Source organism: Mycobacterium sp. E3198 (assembly GCF_001667015.1).
Classification (GTDB): domain Bacteria; phylum Actinomycetota; class Actinomycetes; order Mycobacteriales; family Mycobacteriaceae; genus Mycobacterium.
Genome location: NZ_LZIS01000059.1, coordinates 42,348 through 59,966, shown reverse-complemented (window position 1 = coordinate 59,966; position 17,619 = coordinate 42,348). Strand labels below are relative to the sequence as shown.

General features: G+C 68.1%; 17 protein-coding genes. 10 read left to right on the top strand and 7 right to left on the bottom strand.

What is annotated here, in order from left to right:
* Window positions 1-30: 30 nt before the first annotated feature.
* Genes A5673_RS07195 through prfB form a run of 3 tightly spaced genes read right to left on the bottom strand, consistent with a single transcriptional unit; the run spans window position 31 to window position 2,592 of the window.
* Window positions 31-498, bottom strand: a complete 468-nt coding sequence (locus A5673_RS07195; RefSeq protein WP_068229126.1) for a hypothetical protein — start codon at window positions 496-498, stop codon at window positions 31-33.
* A complete protein-coding gene (locus A5673_RS07190; protein ID WP_068229123.1) occupies window positions 495-1,490 on the bottom strand; it encodes a mechanosensitive ion channel family protein in 996 nt (331 codons plus the stop codon). Before A5673_RS07190 ends, A5673_RS07195 begins: the two co-directional genes overlap by 4 nt.
* The gene (gene prfB, locus A5673_RS07185) at window positions 1,480-2,592 is read right to left on the bottom strand and encodes a peptide chain release factor 2 (RefSeq protein WP_068229120.1); all 1,113 of its coding nucleotides are present in this window, start codon (window positions 2,590-2,592) and stop codon (window positions 1,480-1,482) included. Before prfB ends, A5673_RS07190 begins: the two co-directional genes overlap by 11 nt.
* A gap of 90 nt (window positions 2,593-2,682) precedes the next feature.
* On the opposite strand from prfB, the gene A5673_RS07180 reads away from it, so the two are divergent.
* The gene (locus tag A5673_RS07180) at window positions 2,683-4,044 is read left to right on the top strand and encodes an FAD-dependent oxidoreductase (protein WP_068229117.1); all 1,362 of its coding nucleotides are present in this window, start codon (window positions 2,683-2,685) and stop codon (window positions 4,042-4,044) included.
* A gap of 9 nt (window positions 4,045-4,053) precedes the next feature.
* Here A5673_RS07180 and A5673_RS07175 read toward each other — a convergent pair whose 3' ends face one another.
* The gene (locus tag A5673_RS07175; RefSeq protein WP_068229253.1) at window positions 4,054-4,674 is read right to left on the bottom strand and encodes a response regulator transcription factor; all 621 of its coding nucleotides are present in this window, start codon (window positions 4,672-4,674) and stop codon (window positions 4,054-4,056) included.
* Between the two features lie 39 nt (window positions 4,675-4,713).
* Window positions 4,714-5,526: a universal stress protein gene (locus A5673_RS07170; protein WP_068229114.1), complete on the bottom strand. Its 813-nt coding sequence runs from the start codon at window positions 5,524-5,526 to the stop codon at window positions 4,714-4,716.
* A gap of 241 nt (window positions 5,527-5,767) precedes the next feature.
* Here A5673_RS07170 and A5673_RS07165 point away from each other — a divergent pair, with 241 nt between their 5' ends.
* From A5673_RS07165 to A5673_RS07150, 4 genes are all read left to right on the top strand, one after another.
* Entirely contained in the window at window positions 5,768-8,086 is a 2,319-nt protein-coding gene (locus A5673_RS07165; protein ID WP_068229111.1) for a nitric-oxide reductase large subunit, read from the top strand.
* Window positions 8,087-8,089: 3 nt separating this feature from the next.
* On the top strand, window positions 8,090-8,716 hold the full coding sequence (locus tag A5673_RS07160) for a hypothetical protein (protein ID WP_068229108.1): 627 nt from the start codon (window positions 8,090-8,092) through the stop codon (window positions 8,714-8,716).
* A complete protein-coding gene (locus tag A5673_RS07155; protein WP_068229105.1) occupies window positions 8,713-9,507 on the top strand; it encodes a slipin family protein in 795 nt (264 codons plus the stop codon). Before A5673_RS07160 ends, A5673_RS07155 begins: the two co-directional genes overlap by 4 nt.
* Before the next feature lie 198 nt (window positions 9,508-9,705).
* Window positions 9,706-10,863 (top strand): PPE family protein, encoded by a 1,158-nt coding sequence (locus A5673_RS07150; RefSeq protein WP_068229102.1) that lies wholly within the window; start codon window positions 9,706-9,708, stop codon window positions 10,861-10,863.
* Here A5673_RS07150 and A5673_RS07145 read toward each other — a convergent pair.
* The gene (locus tag A5673_RS07145; protein ID WP_068229099.1) at window positions 10,860-11,189 is read right to left on the bottom strand and encodes a hypothetical protein; all 330 of its coding nucleotides are present in this window, start codon (window positions 11,187-11,189) and stop codon (window positions 10,860-10,862) included. The two genes, A5673_RS07150 and A5673_RS07145, sit on opposite strands and share 4 nt — an antisense overlap.
* A 23-nt stretch (window positions 11,190-11,212) precedes the next feature.
* Between A5673_RS07145 and hisN the strand changes: the two genes are divergently transcribed.
* The 3 genes from hisN to A5673_RS07130 all read left to right on the top strand — a co-directional run bounded on the left by hisN (window position 11,213) and on the right by A5673_RS07130 (window position 14,729).
* Window positions 11,213-11,992: a histidinol-phosphatase gene (gene hisN / locus A5673_RS07140; protein ID WP_068229096.1), complete on the top strand. Its 780-nt coding sequence runs from the start codon at window positions 11,213-11,215 to the stop codon at window positions 11,990-11,992.
* A gap of 93 nt (window positions 11,993-12,085) precedes the next feature.
* Window positions 12,086-13,492 carry an acyl-CoA dehydrogenase family protein gene (locus A5673_RS07135; RefSeq protein ID WP_068229093.1) on the top strand — a complete coding sequence of 469 codons (1,407 nt, stop codon included), beginning with the start codon at window positions 12,086-12,088 and terminating at the stop codon, window positions 13,490-13,492.
* Between the two features lie 31 nt (window positions 13,493-13,523).
* Window positions 13,524-14,729, top strand: a complete 1,206-nt coding sequence (locus A5673_RS07130; RefSeq protein WP_068229090.1) for an acyl-CoA dehydrogenase family protein — start codon at window positions 13,524-13,526, stop codon at window positions 14,727-14,729.
* Here the strand turns inward: A5673_RS07130 and A5673_RS07125 are convergent.
* Window positions 14,722-15,579: an oxidoreductase gene (locus A5673_RS07125; protein ID WP_068229087.1), complete on the bottom strand. Its 858-nt coding sequence runs from the start codon at window positions 15,577-15,579 to the stop codon at window positions 14,722-14,724. The two genes, A5673_RS07130 and A5673_RS07125, sit on opposite strands and share 8 nt — an antisense overlap.
* Window positions 15,580-15,601: 22 nt before the next feature.
* Between A5673_RS07125 and A5673_RS07120 the strand changes: the two genes are divergently transcribed.
* Window positions 15,602-16,600, top strand: coding sequence for an acryloyl-CoA reductase (locus A5673_RS07120; protein WP_068229084.1), 999 nt, complete (start codon window positions 15,602-15,604; stop codon window positions 16,598-16,600).
* A gap of 22 nt (window positions 16,601-16,622) precedes the next feature.
* Window positions 16,623-17,594, top strand: coding sequence for an NADPH:quinone oxidoreductase family protein (locus A5673_RS07115; protein ID WP_068229082.1), 972 nt, complete (start codon window positions 16,623-16,625; stop codon window positions 17,592-17,594).
* The last annotated feature ends 25 nt before the right edge of the window (window positions 17,595-17,619 follow it).

Genomic DNA, 17,619 nt, shown 5'->3' with positions numbered 1-17,619 from the left:
TGTAGCGGTGAATTTCGCTGGCAAGCGAAGTCAGCCGGCCGGCGCCGGTGAACTCGGGGCCGGGCCGGGCCCCGGCTGGGGCAGCTGCGGCGGGGTCGGCGTGGGGCTGGTGCTCGGCGGGCAGAAGGGCGCCGGCAGCAGGCACGGCGGGGGTGGCGGAGCGAACGGCGGCGTCGTGGTCGTCGTCGGCGGCGGCACCGTGGTGCTCGGCACTGTCGTCGTCGGGGTCGGGGTGAAGGTGACGGTGGCCGGGGGCTGCTGCAGCCGGCTGCGCGGCACCCAGGTGTAGTTCGGGTCCGGCACGAAACCCGGCGGTACCACCTGCGGGGCCGGCTTGGGAGCCGGTTCCGGCCGGTAGGTGTCGTAGACCCACCACACCGCCAAGAACGCGGCGATCAGCAGCAGCGTCGACGTGCGTATCCGGCCGCCGAAGAGGTGGCTCCAGCGCCGTCGCGTACCGTCGGTGCGCTTCTCGAGGACGTTCACGGTGAACTTCACTGGCGCTGTACCGCGTCCTTGGTTTCGCCGTCGGACCGCTCCTCGGCGGCCTGGGCGACGGGGACGGACGGATCTTCGACCAGGCCCACGGTCGCGTCGGCCGAGGTCACGATTCCGACGCGGGCCAGCGCACGAATGACCAGCACCCGCAACTGCCGGCCCACCTCGAACTGCTTACCGGGCAGGGTGCGGGCCACCAGTCGGAGAGTGACGGTGTCGACCGCGATGCTTTCCACCCCCATCACGGTGGGCGGATCCAACAGCAACTCCCCGAGCACCGGGGTGTCCATCGCGTGCTCACACTCCTGATGCAGGACCTCGTTGACCCGGTTCAGGTCGGCGCCCGTCGACACCGGGATGTCCACGACCGCGCGCGCCCAGTCCTTGGACAGGTTGACCACCTTGACGATCTGGCCGTTGGGAATGGTCAACACTTCGCCGTCGGGCGAGCGCAGGCGGGTCACCCGCAACGTCACGTTCTCGACCGTGCCGCTGGCTTCCGTCGCCGACACGACCGTGAGGGTGACCAGGTCACCGAAGCCGTACTGCTTCTCCACCAGGATGAAGAACCCGGAGAGCAGGTCTCGCACCAGTTGCTGCGCGCCGAAGCCCAGCGCCGCGCCCACCACGGTGGCCGGCGCGACCAGGCCGCCCACCGAAAACCGCAGAATGTCGGCGATCTGCAGCATGACCCAGATGCCGATGATCACGACCGACACCCAGGAGATCACCGACGCCACGGCCTGGCGGTGCTTGGTTGCCTCCGAGCGCACCAGCGCGTCGCTTTCGGCGAAGCCCAGGTCGAGCTGGCGGGTGACCTGTTGCGCCACCCAGTTGACGAAGCGGGCCGCGAGCACCGCCGCGATCAGCACCATGACGATCCGCAGACCGCGGGTGATGATCCACTGGCCGGCGTCGCCGCGCCAGAATTCGTGCCAGCCCAGCGCCCGGATCGAGGCGGTTGCGGCAGTAACTGTCGTGTTAGTCAGCATCTTTTCGATTGCGCCACCGGATCCCCGCTTCCAGGAATCCGTCGATGTCCCCGTCCAGGACGGCGGTCGGATTGCCCACCTCGAACTCGGTTCGCAGATCCTTGACCATCTGATACGGGTGCAGTACGTAGGAACGCATCTGGTTACCCCAGGAGCTGCCGCCTTCACCCTTCAAGGCGTCCAGCTCAGCGCGCTCTTCTGATCGCTTGCGCTCCAACAACTTTGCCTGAAGCACTCGCATTGCCGAGATCTTGTTCTGCAGTTGCGATTTTTCGTTCTGGCAAGTCACGACGATACCCGTCGGGATGTGGGTCAAACGCACCGCGGAGTCGGTGGTGTTCACCGACTGACCGCCGGGACCGCTGGAACGGTAGACGTCCACCCGCACGTCGCCTTCCGGAATATCGATGTGGTCCGTGGTTTCCACCACGGGGAGCACCTCGACTTCGGCGAACGAAGTCTGCCGTCGACTCTGGTTGTCGAATGGGCTGATCCGCACCAGCCGGTGGGTGCCCTGCTCGACGGACAGCGTGCCGTAGGCGAACGGAGCATGCACCGCGAAGGTGGCACTCTTGATGCCCGCTTCTTCGGCGTAGGAGGTGTCGAACACCTCGACCGGATACTTGTGCTGCTCGGCCCAGCGGATGTACATCCGCATCAGCATCTCGGCCCAGTCGGCGGCGTCCACCCCGCCGGCGCCCGAGCGGATGGTGACCAGCGCCTCGCGCTCGTCGTACTCACCCGAGAGCAGCGTGCGCACCTCGGTGGCCTCTATATCGGCGCGCAGCGCCTTGAGCTCCGCATCGGCCTCGGCGAGGGTGTCGGCGCCGCCCTCCCCCTCCTCGGCCGCCAGCTCGTAGAGCACCGGCAGGTCATCGAGGCGCTGCCGCAGCTCCTCGATTCGGCGCAACTCGCCCTGCGTGTGGGACAGTTCGCTGGTCACGCGCTGCGCGTTGGTCTGGTCGTCCCACAGTTTGGGGTCCGACGCCTCGTGCTCCAGCTTTTCGATGCGGCTGCGCAGACCGTCCACATCGAGCACCCGCTCCACCGTGGTCAGGGTGGAGTCAAGGGCGGCGATATCGGCTTGACGGTCGGGTTCCACAGGCGCCCACGTTACCAATGCTCAGGTCGTGGCCCGGGCGCCAGCGTTTAGCATCAAGTGACAGCCCCCACACGAACAGAAGGCTCGAGGATGCGCCCATATCACGTCGCGATCGTCGGCTCCGGACCGTCGGGATTCTTCGCCGCGGCATCGTTGCTGAAGGCCGCCGACGCGTCGGACAACGTCGACGTGGCCGTCGACATGCTGGAGATGCTGCCGACGCCCTGGGGGCTGGTCCGCTCCGGCGTCGCCCCCGACCACCCGAAGATCAAGTCGATCAGCAAGCAATTCGAGAAGACCGCGGAAGACCCCCGGTTCCGCTTCTTCGGCAACGTGGTGGTGGGCGAGCATGTGGAGGCGGCCGAACTCGCCGAGCGGTATGACGCCGTGGTCTATGCCGTGGGGGCACAGTCCGACCGCGCGCTGAACATCCCCGGTGAGGACCTGCAAGGCAGCGTCGCCGCCGTCGACTTCGTGGGCTGGTACAACGCTCACCCCAGCTTCGAGCGCAGCACTCCCGACCTGTCGGGCACCCGGGCCGTCGTCGTGGGTAACGGCAACGTGGCGCTCGACGTGGCGCGCATCCTGGTCACCGACCCGGATGTGCTCGGGCAGACCGATATCGCCGACCACGCGCTGGAGTCGCTGCGCCCCTGCGGTGTCGACGAGGTGGTCATCATCGGCCGCCGCGGGCCGCTGCAGACGGCGTTCACGACGCTGGAGTTGCGCGAACTCGCGGACCTCGAGGGGGTTGACGTGATCGTCGACCCGGCGCAACTGGAGGGCATCAGCGACGAGGACGCGGCCGCGGTGGGCAAGACGACGAAGCAGAACATCAAGGTGCTGCGCGACTACGCCCAGCGAGCCCCGCGGCCCGGCCATCGCCGAATCGTGTTCCGGTTCCTCACTTCTCCGATCGAGATCAAGGGCGACGGCAAGGTGGAGAGCATCGTCCTGGGCCGTAACGAGCTGGTCGGTGACGAGAGCGGGCGGGTGGCGGCGAAGGACACCGGCGAACGCGAGGAGCTGCCGGCGCAATTGGTGGTGCGGTCGGTCGGTTACCGCGGCGTGCCCACCCCCGGGCTGCCCTTCGACGACAAGAGCGCGACGATCCCCAACACCGACGGCCGGGTGGAGGGCAGCCGCAACGAATACGTCGTCGGGTGGATCAAGCGCGGGCCGACCGGCGTGATCGGTACCAATAAGAAGGACTCCCAGGACACCATCGACACCCTGCTGCGCGACTTGGCCGCAGACGAGAAACCCGCGGACTTCGACGACGATCACGCGGACAAGCTGGTCGCCTGGCTGGCATCGCGCCAGCCGAAGCTGGTCACGTCCGCTCACTGGGAGGTCATCGACCGACATGAGCGAGCCGCCGGCGAGCCCCACGGGCGTCCCCGCGTCAAGCTACCCAGCCTGGCCGAGTTGCTGCGCATCGGGCACGGCTGACCCGGGCCCTTAGAACCAGTTGCGATCGAGCGAGTACGGATAGCGGGTCACACCCAGTTTGACCAGCACACGCGACACGCGTTTGCGCACGACGTCTTCCGCCAACCCGGTCCGCTCGGCGATCTGCCTGTCGGTCAGGCCGTCACCGAGCAAGCTCAACAACGCGCGGTCCCGCTCGTCGAGACCCCAGCGCCCCTCGTTGTCCTCGGCGATCCGCCACACCCGCTCCATCAGCCCGGCCGTCACCCGCGGGTCGAGTAGAGATAGGCCGGCGCCGACATGTTTGATGGCGGAAGCCAATTCCATGCCTTTGATGTCTTTGACGACGTATCCGCTGCCGCCGGCAAGGACCGCATACAGCATCGCCTCGTCGGAGCTGTGCGACGTCAGGATCAGGCAACGCAGATCCGGCATGGACGACCGGAGATCGCGACACAGCTGGACGCCGTTTCCGTCGGGCAGCCAGTCGTCGAGCACCGCGACATCGGGACTGGCCGCGGGGATCTTGGTCATCGCCTCGGCGACGGACCCGGCCTCCCCCACGCAGTCGAGTTCGGGGTCCGCACAAAGCAAGTCGATCAGGCCGCGCCGCACCGCCACGTGATCGTCGACCAAAAAGAAACCTAACAACGCGTCCCCTCCCGGGCCCACCTCAGCCACCGCCAGCCTCTACAGATTGCTCGAACGCGTGGCGAGAATGGAGTTTCCGGCGTTGTGCGCTCCGCACAGGTCGTAGCACGCGCGCGCGTCGGTCACGAAAAGCTGCTCCGGCTCCGGGTTGGCGGCCAGATACTCGTCGACGCTCCCCCGCACGACGACGGACTCGACTTCCACGTCGGGGTACTGCCGCGTCCATCGGGCGATCCGCCGTCTCAGCTGGGCGTGCGCAGCACGTTTCGCCTCGACGTCATCCGGCCCGGCGGAATGGGCCACCGCGATCGCGCGCAGCGGGGCTTGCCGCAGTCTCGCCTCCTCGAAGGCCTGGCGCAGCACGCCGGCGTCGTCGGCCTGCACGGTGACACGACTGACCTTGGCGCGGCCGACCTTGGCGGATGCCCGCCTGCCCGACGGCCGGCGGATGACGGCGACCGGGCACAGCGCCGACGCGGCCAGGCTCGCAGAAAGGGAGCCGACGCCATGGGCGGCATGATTGAGTCCGATGGACCCGACACACATCATCGCCGCCGCCCTGGACTCTTCGATCATGCTGGCAAGCGGTCTTCCCCAAAGGATTTCGGCTTCGACCTTGACCGGACGCCCCGCGGCCTCGATCGCGCGCCGGGCGTCGTGCAACGCCGAGCGGGCGGTGGCCAGCCGGCCCTCGCGATTCTCGGCCGCAGAAGTGCCTGACGGCTCGATGACGTAAACCAAGCGCAGCGGTATGTCGCGGCTCACCGCCTCGTCGACCGCCCAGCGGGCAGCGGCAATGGCCGCCTTGGATCCGTCGACGCCGACGACGACGCTCGGAGCTGAATCACCCATCGGGGTCTCCTGCGCTGCTCGGAATGCTGAATCACCGTCGTGAACCACCCGTAGGTTATTGCCGGAAACAGGGGTTACCCAGGGGCGTTCGGTTCACATCTGGGGGCCATTGGTCCCTATCAATCGCATCAATGGCCCAGGCACTGTTGCCGCCGGACGAGAAACGGTTGGATGTCTGTGTGGCATCGCCGCGAGCGAGACACCGGGCGATGCGGCCATCGTCGAAAGGGGACACCCCGTAATGGCAGCTCCGCAGGTATCGTCGACGCCCCCCTCCGATCAGCCTTCCGCTCAGCCTCTCATTTCGCGGGCCTGGCTGCAGGGGGTCGCCCTGGTGATGATCTTCGGCTTTTTGGTGATGGGCATCCTGGCCTACCGCACATACTCGGCGTCGATGCCGATGCCGGCCACGGTGGTCAACGAATCGGGCCGGGTGTTGTTCACCGGCGACGACATCACCCGGGGCCAGGAGCTGTACCAAGCTCGCGGATTGATGGAGTACGGATCAGTGCTCGGCCACGGCGCCTACCTGGGGCCCGATTACACGGCCGAATACCTCCGGATGGCCACCGACGACGTCGCCGGCCAGTTGCGCGCGCAGGGTGACGCCGACCCGCGCGATCGGGTCGTCACCGAGTTCCGGACCAACCGCTACAACCCCGCGACCGGGACGCTGGTGTTCACCGACCGGCAGGCCGGGGCGTTCGACCGCATCCAAAACCATTACGCGGCCTACTTCGGTGAGAACTCGACCAGATACGGGTTGCTGCCCCGGATGATCACCGACAAGGCACAGATCCACGACCTGACGGCGTTCTTCGCGTGGACGGCGTGGGCGGGGGCGGCCGAACGCCCGGGCCACAAGTACAGCTACACCAACAACTGGCCGGCCGAGCCGCGGGTCGACAACGGCCCGACCGCTCCGGTGATCGTGTGGTCGACACTGTCACTGATCGCGTTGCTGGGCGGCATCGGCATCATGTTCGCGGTCTACGGGCGCTGGAGCCAGAAGGTGGGCTGGCACAGCGCCGAGGCGTCCACGCTGTCGTTCCGCCAACCCGGCGAGGTGGGCCTCACACCGGCCCAGCGGGCCACCATCTGGTTCTTCGCGATCGTCTCCCTGCTGTTCTTGGCCCAGACGCTGCTCGGCGCCGCGGCCGAGCACTACCGGGCCGATCTGTCGACGTTCTTCGGCCTGGACCTGGCGCGCATGCTGCCGTACAACCTGGCCCGCACCTGGCATGTCCAGCTGTCGCTGTTCTGGACGGCCGCCGCCTTCCTCGCGGGCGGCATCTTCCTGGTGCCGTTCATCGCCCGTCGGGAGCCGCGCCGCCAGGGCTTGCTGGCCTACGTGCTGCTGGGTGCGGTGGCGGTGGTGGTGTTCGGCTCGCTGCTCTGCGAGGCGCTCTCGATCTACGGGGTGATTCCGCGCGGGTCGCTGTTCTCCCAGCAGTGGGAGTACCTCGACCTGCCGCGCTTGTTCCAAATATTGCTGATCATCGGCCTTTTCGTGTGGATCGCGATCATCTGGCGCGGCATGCGGTCCAGGCTCAAAGGCGAGTCGAAGATGAACATGCCGTGGCTGTTCTTCTTCTCCGGCCTGGCGATCCCGGCGTTTTACGCCGTCGGGCTGCTGGCCAGCAGCGGCACGCACTACACCGTCGCGGAATTCTGGCGATTCTGGGTGGTGCACCTGTGGGTCGAGGACTTTCTCGAACTGTTCACCACCGTGATGGTGGCCTACATGTTCGTGCTGCTGGGCGTGGTGCGCGAACGAATCGCGCTGGGGGTCATCTTCCTCGACGTGATCCTGTACTCCGCGGGCGGCGTCATCGGCACCATGCACCACCTGTACTTCTCGGGCACCCCGGTGGAACACATGGCGCTGGGCGCGTTCTTCTCGGCGGCCGAGGTCATCCCGTTGACTTTCCTCACCGTCGAAGCGTGGGCGTTCTTACAGCTGGGTTCGCGCCAGCAGTCCGGCGACACCAAGCCGTTCCCCCATCGCTGGGCGGTGATGTTCCTCGTCGCGGTCGGATTCTGGAACTTCTTGGGCGCCGGCATCTTCGGCTTCCTGATCAACCTGCCGATTGTGTCCTACTACCAGATCGGCACCGCGCTGACGGCCAACCACGCGCACGCCGCGATGATGGGGGTCTACGGCATGCTGGCCGTCGGACTGGCGATGTTCGCGTTCCGGTACGTGATCCCGGCCGACAAGTGGCCGGACAAATGGGCGCGAATTTCCTTCTGGAGCATGAACATCGGCCTTGCGTGGATGGTGTTCGTCACGCTGCTCCCCCTCGGCGTGTTGCAGCTCTACCATTCGGTCAGCGACGGCTACTTCGAGGCGCGGTCGCTGGGCTACATCACCAGACCCGGCAACGCGGTGCTCGAATGGCTTCGGTTGCCGGGCGATGTGATCATGATCGTCGGCGGCGTCCTGCCATTCGTGTGGATCGCCTGGATCGCGCTGCGCAACTTCCGCTCCAGTTCGACGGTCCAGGAGTGGCCCGAACATCCGCTCTACACCGACGCCGGTGTACAGGTGCAGGACTGACCGATGGCGTCGCCCGCCACATCGGTGTGGTTGATCGCCGGGTATTCACTGGTCCTGCTGGCGATCGGCTGGAGCTTCGACGCGATGGCGCGGCACGCATCGGCGCGGGCATCCCGATGGCGCACGGGCCAATTCACGTATCGGCCCGACCATGACGCTTGGGTCTGCCCGCAGGATCACTGGCTGTGGCCCAGCTCGTTCGACCCGAAACACCGGGTGATGCGATATCGGGCAGTGCCGGTCGTGTGCAACAGTTGCCCGGCCAAGTCGACGTGCACCACCTCCGACCACGGCCGCGAGATCAGCCGCGAAATCGATCCCTGGCCGCATTCGGATGCCGGCCGATTCCACCGGGGAATCGCCTGCTGCGTCGCGGCTTTCGGCGTGCTGCTGCCCCTGGCGACCCTGATCACCAGCCATTCGGCAAGTGAGGCGCTGATATTGGTGGGCACCGCGTTCTTGGTCGTGTTGCTGGCAGTTCCGCTCGCGCGCCACCTCTGGAACACCCCGTCCAACGCGCCGGAATACCTGCCCCATCGCACCGCGCACGAGGACCAGGTGGCCGCCGCGATCGACCGGTATTCCACCCGGTGGGGGTCCTGGGGCGATAAGGAGGACAAAACGTCGTGACCACTTGGGTGATCGCTGTCATCGCCGCCGGCATAATCCTGACGGTGCTCGGGTTGGCGTCGCTGACCGTGCTGCGGGAGTACGAGCGCGGGGTCGTGTTCCGGATGGGCCATGTGCGTCCCCTCTACCGCCCCGGGCTGCGTGTCCTGATTCCTTTGATGGACAAGATGATTCGGGTCGACCAGCGGCTGGTGACGCTGACCATCCCGCCACAGGAGGTGATCACCCGCGATAACGTGCCGGCCCGCGTCAACGCCGTCGTCATGTTTGAAGTGACCGACCCGCTGAAAGCGATTCTGGCAGTGGAGAACTACGCGGTCGCCACCTCGCAGATCGCCCAGACGACGCTGCGCTCCTTGCTGGGCCGCGCCGACCTGGACACCCTGCTGGCTCACCGCGAGGACCTCAACAACGACCTGCGGACGATCATCGAAAAGATGACCGAACCGTGGGGCATTGAGGTTCGGGTGGTCGAGATCAAGGACGTCGAGATTCCCGAATCGATGCAGCGGGCGATGGCCCGCGAAGCCGAGGCCGAACGCGAGCGGCGCGCGAAGGTGATCAACGCCCGCGGCGAACTGCAGGCCTCGGAGGAGCTGAGGGAGGCCGCCGAGACGCTGTCGAAGAGCCCCGCCTCGTTGCAGTTGCGCTATCTGCAAACGTTGTTGGAGCTGGGGGCTGATCAGAATTCGACGGTGGTTTTCCCATTGCCGGTCGACATCATCACGCCGTTTCTGCGGCACCCCGAGATATTGCAGGGCATCGCCGATAACTTCGGCCACCGCGGCTGATATCCGTACTGAAATCCGCGATTTTCGATCCGGCGCAATGGATCACCCTGACATGCTCGGCATTTGGTCCTAAAACGTCACTACAGACGGGGAACGGCGCCTAGATTCTTATCACCACCGCCAGCGCGGCGGCGGCGGACAAAGTGCCGAATCGGGATCGGCACGGTTCACTACGTACACCAACAGGGAGACCTGACAATGGATTACGCCTTTTTTCCGCCTGAAATCAATTCCGCCCGGATTTACGGCGGCCCGGGATCGGGCTCGCTCATGGCCGCGGCGGGAAGCTGGGATTCGCTGTCCGCCGAATTGGGCACCACGGCCGAGACCTATGGCAACGTGCTCTCGGCCCTGACCACCTTGCACTGGCACGGCCCCGCGTCGGCGGCGATGACCGCCGCGGCGACCCCCTATGTGGAATGGCTGACCACGACCGCTCAGCAGACGAAACAGACCGCCATGCAAGCAAGGGCGGCGGCCGCGGCGTTCGATCAGGCCTTCGCCATGACGGTGCCCCCGCCGGCGATAGCGGTCAACCGGGCGCAGCTGCAGGCGCTGATCGCGACGAACTTCTTCGGCCAGAACACCGCGGCGATCGCGGCGACCGAGGCCCAGTACGCCGAGATGTGGGCCCAGGACGCCACCGCGATGAACGCCTACGCCGTCAGCTCGGCGGCCGCTTCCCGGCTGACGTCGTTCGTGTCGCCGCAGCAGACCACCAACCCGGACGGGGTGAGCGAGCAGACCGCCGCGGCGAATCAGGCGGCCGCCGACCCGTTGTCGCAGCTGTACCAGACGCTCTTCGGGTTGAGTTCAGAGATCTCCAACGGTCTGCAGAACCTGCTGAACCTCAGCCCGATTCCCATCACCGCCGGCGGCTGGAACAGCCTTAGCGTGCTGGACTCCATACAGCTCGTGAACACGGCGGTCTCGGGGACCGGAACCATGGCGGGGATCCCGGCGTCGCTCACGGGCAATTCGGCGAATTTGGCCTACCTGTCGGGGTTCGCGGGGCCTTCCCCCGCACTCGGGCCCATGGGGCTCGGGCCATTGCAGGGCGTCGGGGGCGCCACCGGGGTCGGTGGGTTGACCAACGCGGTCACGGTGAGCATGGCCCGCGCCAACACGATCGGGCCGATGTCGGTGCCGGCCAGCTGGTCCGCGCCGTCGACCAGTCGCATCTCGGCGCTGGAGCCCGCCGGCCTGACCACGCTGCCGGGAACCGACGAGTTGGCCGGTTCCGGTTATCCGGGCGTCCCCGGGATGCCGGCCGGCACGATGGCGCGGGCCTCGGGCGTCCTGCCGCGCTACGGGACCCGGCTCACGGTGATGACGCGCCCGCCCGCGGGGGGCTAGGCGGTTGGCGGTTCGGCCGGCGCGAACCGCCAATTGTCGGGATTCTTGGGCGAATACACGACCGGGAGCAGCTGGCCCATCGTCGGCCAGTGGTCGACGTCGACCGTCATCCGCTGATAGACGGCGTACTCGCTGACGGTCGGCCCGTTGATGACGCCGGCGATGGTGACGAATTGCTCGCCGGTGGCGTCCGGCCGCGGGCTGACCCCGGTCACCAGCAGCGTCCCGCTCGCCAGCTCGCCGCGCGGGCCCCGCGGGATGAAACGCTGGGCCAGGAACACTGCCAACACGGCCACCAGCAGGATCAGCACACCGAATTCCCACACCCGGCCATGGTAGGACTGCTCCCATGAGTCGCGACGACCTGACGCTGGCGCTGGCCCTGGACGACCGCGCCGACGCCCTGACCGCCGCCCGATTCGGGGCGCTCGACCTGCGCGTCGACACCAAACCGGACCTGACGCCGGTGACCGACGCCGACCGGAGGGTCGAGACCGAACTGCGCGACGTACTCGGACGCGAGAGGCCTCAGGACGGCGTCGTCGGCGAGGAGTTCGGCGGTACCGCCACCTTCAGCGGGCGGCAGTGGATCATCGACCCGATCGACGGCACCAAGAACTTCGTGCGCGGCGTGCCGGTGTGGGCCAGTCTGATCGCGTTGCTCATCGATGGTGTCCCCTCGGTCGGCGTCGTGACCGCGCCGGCGTTGCACCGCCGTTGGTGGGCGGCGCGAGGACGCGGCGCGTTCGCCGCCGTCGACGGCGGTTCACCGCGACGGCTCACGGTTTCCTCAGTGGCGCAGTTGGATTCGGCGAGCCTGTCGTTCTCCAGCCTGTCGGGGTGGGCGCAACTCGGCTTGCGTGATCGCTTCATCGGGCTGACGGATGAAGTGTGGCGGGTCCGGGCCTACGGCGACTTTTTCTCCTATTGCCTCCTCGCCGAGGGCGCGGTGGACATCGCGGCCGAACCGGAGGTGTCGGTGTGGGACTTGGCCCCGCTCGACATCCTGGTGCGCGAGGCGGGCGGGAAGTTCACCGGTCTGGACGGCACCGCGGGCCCGCACGGCGGCAGCGCCGTGGCCACCAACGGCCTCCTGCATGAGCAGGTGCTTTCCCGCCTCCGGGCCTAGTCTTTGTGAATTAGTTAACACGCAGTCCCATCTATCTTACTCCGGAGTAAGATAAGACGTATCCGCATTGCCCCAACGACAGAGGCTGCTGAAATGACCGAGACTTCCGGTGCAAAACAGACTTCGAAGACCACCCGCTCACGCCTGAGACGGCGCGGCCGCAAGACCGGCGTCGGGATGCAGCCGCACAAGCGGACCGGCATCGACATCACCCTGGCGCTGCTGACCCCGCTCGTCGGCCAGGAATTCCTGGACAAGTATCACCTGCGCGACCCGCTCAACCGGGGTCTGCGCTACGGGACGAAGACGGTCTTCTCCACCGCGGGGGCCGCGTCCCGCCAGTTCAAGCGGGTGCAGAACCTCCGCGGCGGTCCGACCCGGCTCAAGTCCAGCGGCAAGGACTACTTCGACCTGACGCCCGACGACGAGCAGAAGATGATCGTCGAGACCCTCGACGAGTTCGCCGAGGAGGTGCTGCGGCCCGCGGCGCACGACGCCGACGAGGCCGCGACCTACCCGCCCGATCTGATCGCCAAGGCCGCCGAGCTGGGCATCACCGCGATCAACATCCCCGAGGACTTCGAGGGCATCGCCGCCCACCGCTCCAGCGTCACCAACGTGCTGGTGGCCGAGGCGCTCGCCTACGGCGACATGGGCCTGGCGCTGCCGATTCTCGCGCCCGGCGGCGTGGCGGCGGCGCTCACCCACTGGGGCAGCGCCGATCAGCAGGCCACCTACCTGCACGAGTTCGCCGGCGAGAACGTCCCGCAGGCCTGCGTGGCCATCGCCGAACCGCAACCGCTGTTCGACCCGACCCGGTTGAAAACCACCGCGGTGCGCACGCCGAGCGGCTACCGGCTCGACGGCGTGAAGTCGTTGGTGCCCGCGGCCGCCGACGCCGAGCTGTTCGTCGTCGGCGCCCAGTTGGACGGCAAGCCCGCGTTGTTCATCGTCGAGTCCTCCACCAAAGGCCTTAGCGTCAAGGCGGACCCGAGCATGGGAATCCGCGCGGCGGCCCTGGGCCGGGTCGAGCTGTCCGGGGTTTCGGTGCCGGCGAGCGCCCGGCTGGGCGAGGACGAGGCCTCCGACGAGGACTACTCCGAGGCGATCGCGCTGTCCCGGCTCGGTTGGGCGGCGTTGGCGGTCGGCACCTCACACGCGGTGCTCGACTACGTCGTGCCCTACGTCAAGGAACGCGAGGCCTTCGGCGAGCCCATCGCTCACCGGCAGGCCGTGGCGTTCATGTGCGCGAATATCGCCATCGAACTGGACGGGCTGCGGTTGATCACCTGGCGCGGCGCCGCCCGCGCCGAACAGGGCCTGCCGTTCACCCGCGAGGCGGCGCTGGCCAAGCGGCTCGGCGCCGACAAGGGCATGCAGATCGGCCTGGACGGCGTGCAGCTGCTCGGCGGCCACGGCTACACCAAGGAACACCCGGTCGAGCGCTGGTACCGGGACCTGCGGGCCATCGGCGTGGCCGAGGGCGTTGTCGTCATCTGAGTCGTCATTCAACTCGAGCGAAAGACCAATCATGGCAATCAATCTGGAACTGCCCCGCAAGCTGCAGGCGGTGAGCGTCAAGACCCACCAGGGCGCCGCCGAGATGATGCGGCCGATCGCGCGCAAGTACGACCTCAAGGAGCACGCGTACCCGGTCGAGCTGGACACCCTGATCAACCTGTTCGAGGGCGCGTCGGAATCGGTCGCCTTCGCCGGAGCCGACGCGCTGCGCGACGAGGACGAGGACCGGGACCGAAACCACAACGGCGCCAACATGGCCGCACTGCTGCAGACGCTGGAGGCCTGCTGGGGCGACGTCGCGATGATGCTGTCGGTGCCCTACCAGGGGCTGGGTAACGCGGCCATCTCCGCGGTGGCCACCGACGAGCAGCTGGAGCGCCTCGGCAAGGTGTGGGCGGCAATGGCCATCACCGAACCCGGCTTCGGATCCGACTCGGCGGCGGTGTCCACCACCGCCAAGCTGGACGGCGACGAGTACGTCATCAACGGCGAGAAGATCTTCGTCACCGCCGGCTCGCGCGCCACCCACATCGTGGTGTGGGCCACGCTGGACAAGGCTCAGGGCCGCGCGGCGATCAAGTCGTTCATCGTGCCGCGCGAGCATCCCGGCGTGACGGTCGAACGGCTCGAGCACAAGCTCGGCATCAAGGGTTCCGACACCGCCGCGATCCGGTTCGACAATGTCCGAATCCCGAAAGACAACCTGCTGGGCAACCCGGAAATCGAGGTCGGCAAGGGCTTTTCGGGAGTGATGGAGACCTTCGACAACACCCGCCCGATCGTCGCCGCGATGGCCATCGGGGTCGGCCGCGCCGCGCTGGAGGAGATCCGCAAGATCCTCACCGAGGCCGGGGTCGAGATCTCCTATGACCGGCCGTCGCACGCCCAGAGCGCCGCGGCCGCCGAGTTCCTGCGGATGGAGGCCGACTGGGAGGCCGCCTACCTGCTGTCGCTGCGCGCGGCGTGGCAGGCCGACAACAAGATCCCCAACTCCAAAGAGGCGTCGATGAGCAAGGCCAAGGCCGGCCGGATGGCCAGCGACGTCACCCTCAAGTCCGTCGAATTGGCCGGCACCGCAGGGTATTCCGAGCAGTCGCTGCTGGAGAAGTGGGCGCGCGATTCCAAGATCCTGGACATCTTCGAGGGCACCCAGCAGATCCAGCAGCTGGTGGTCGCCCGTCGCCTGCTGGGGCTGTCGTCGTCCGAACTCAAGTAGCGACGGCGCTCAACCGCTCGCGGGTGTCCTCGTCCAGCTCGACGGACGCGACGTCCATGTTCTCCTCGAGGTGCCGCACCGACGAGGTGCCCGGGATCAGCAGCACGTTGGGCGCCACGCTCAGCGTCCACGCCAGGGCGACCTGGGCGGGCGTGCGGCCGAGTCGCTCGGCGGCGTCGGTCACCAGCGGGTGAGTCAGCACCGGGTTCGGCCGCGCGAACGCGGCCCCCAGCGGGAAGAACGGGACGAACGCGATCCCCTGCCTCGTGCACTCTTCGAGCACCGGCGCAGAGTCGCGGTGAACAAGGTTGAAAGCGTTTTGCACGCAGACGATTTCGGTGCGGCCCAGGGCATGCAGCAGGTGCTCACGGTTGATGTTGCTCAGCCCGATCCCGGCGATCAACCCCTCGTCGCGGGCCCGGATCATCGCCGAGAGCTGATCGTCGAACAGCTGGTCCGGCCCGTCGCTGTCGAACAGCCGCAGGTTGACCGCGGCCAGCCGGTCGACGCCGAGGGCCCGCAGGTTCGTCTCGATGTCGCGCCGCAGGTCGTCGGGTCCACCGGCCGGTAGCCAGGCGCCGGCGTCGTCGCGGCGCCCGCCGACCTTGCTGACCAACGCCACGTTCTCCGGGTACGGGTGCAACGCCTCGCGGATCAGCTCGTTGGCGACGTCCGGGCCGTAGATCTGCGCGGTGTCGATGTGGTCGACGCCGAGTTCGACCGCCCGCCGCAGCACCGCCAGCGCCGCCGCGCCGTCGCGCGGCGGCCCGAACGCATTGGGTCCGGGCAGCTGCATCGCGCCGAAGCCGATGCGCGCGACGGAAAAGCCACCGAGTGGGAAGGAATCCATGGGCTGAGGTTAGCGTCGTCGTATGGATACGTTTCACGCGCTCGTCGCGCGCCAGGATGGTGACCGGATAACCGCGTCGATCGAGACGCTGAGCGCCGAGGACCTGCCGCCCGGCGAGGTGACGATCAAGGTGGAGTACTCGAGCGTCAACTACAAGGACGCGCTGGCGCTGACGCCGGGCGGCGGCGTGGTGCGCAATTACCCGGTGGTGCCGGGCATCGACCTCACCGGCGAGGTCGTCGAGTCGCGCTCCCCCGACTTCGCCGCCGGCGACAAGGTGCTCGCCCACGGGTACGCGATCGGCACCGGCCACCACGGCGGCTACGCGGAATACGCGCGGCTGCCGGCCGACCAGGTGGTGGCGCTCGGCGACCTGACACCGCGCGAGGGCGCCGCCATCGGGACCGCCGGCTTCACCGCCGCGATGAGCGTGCAGGCGTTGATCGACTGGGGCCTGCAACCCGGCGCCGGGTCGGTCGTCGTCACCGGCGCCTCCGGCGGCGTCGGCTCGGTCAGCGTGGACCTGCTGGCCGCCGCCGGCTATCGGGTCGTCGCGTCGAGCGGCAAGGAGCAGGCGGCCGGGCTGCTGAAAGAGCTTGGCGCCGCGGAGGTTATCGGCCGGTTGCCCGAGGACCCCGACGCCAAGCCGCGGCCCCTGGCCAAGGCGCGCTGGGCGGGCGCGGTGGATTGCGTGGGCGGCGCGACCCTGGCCGATGTGCTCAGCGCCGTCGACTACGGCGGGGCGGTGGCCTGCAGCGGCCTGACCGGTGGGCCGGCGTTGCACACCACGGTGATGCCGTTCATCCTGCGCGGCGTCGCGCTGCTCGGGATGGACTCGGTGCTGATGCCGATTGGCCGGCGCCGGAAATTGTGGGCGCTGCTGGGTGATTCGTTGCGGCCGCGCCACCTGGAGGCGCTGATCAGCGACGTCGACGTCAAGGATGTCGTCGGCGTGTTGGACCAGCTGCGCGGCGGCGGCTTCACCGGCCGCGCGGTGGTGCGGGTCGCCGGCGGGTTTTGAGTCGGCAGTAGGCTGTCCGACCATGCGGGCTGCACGGGTGACTCGACTGGATGGTCCGGACGCGATCGAGGTGGCGGAGGTCGACGAACCCGCGGGTGACGGCGTGGTCGTCGACGTGTACGCCGCGGGCGCGGCCTTTCCCGACGCGCTCCTGACCCGCGGCCTCTACCAATACCGGCCGGAGCCGCCGTTCGTGCTCGGAGCCGAGATCGCCGGCGTGGTGCGCTCGGCGCCGGAGGGCGCGCACGTGCGACCCGGCGACCGGGTCGTCGGGCTGACGATGCTGTCCGGGGGCATGGCCGAGGTCGCGATCCTGCAGCCGGACCGGGTGTTCAAGCTGCCGGACAACGTGAGCTTCGAGGCCGGCGCCGGCCTGCTGTTCAACGACCTGACGGTGTACTTCGCGCTCACCGTGCGCGGCCGGCTGGCCCAGGGCGAGACGGTGCTGGTGCACGGCGCGGCCGGCGGGATCGGCACGTCGACGCTGCGGCTGGCGCCGCTGCTCGGGGCGTCCCGCAGCATCGCGGTCGTCAGCACCGAGGACAAGGCGGACGTCGCGACGGCGGCCGGCGCCACCGACGTGGTGCTGGCCGAGGGGTTCAAGGACGCGGTCAAGGAGCTCACCGGCGGCCGCGGCGTCGACGTGGTCGTCGACCCGGTCGGCGGCGACCGGTTCACCGATTCGCTGCGCTCCCTCGCACCGGGCGGACGGCTGCTGGTCATCGGGTTCACCGGCGGGGAGATCCCGACGGTGAAGGTGAACCGGTTGCTGCTCAACAACATTGACGTCGTCGGCGTGGGCTGGGGGGCCTGGGCCGGGACGCACCCGGGCGCGCTCGCCGAGCAGTGGGCCGGGCTGGAGGCCCTGCTCAGCTCGGGCCGGCTGGCCGCCCCGACGCCCGAGGTCTACCCGCTGGAGCAGGCCGGCGCGGCCGTCGCCTCGCTCGAGAATCGCACGGCCAAGGGGAAAGTCGTGGTGCGCGTGCGCGACTGAGGCGGCCCGCGGTCCGGCCTTGTGC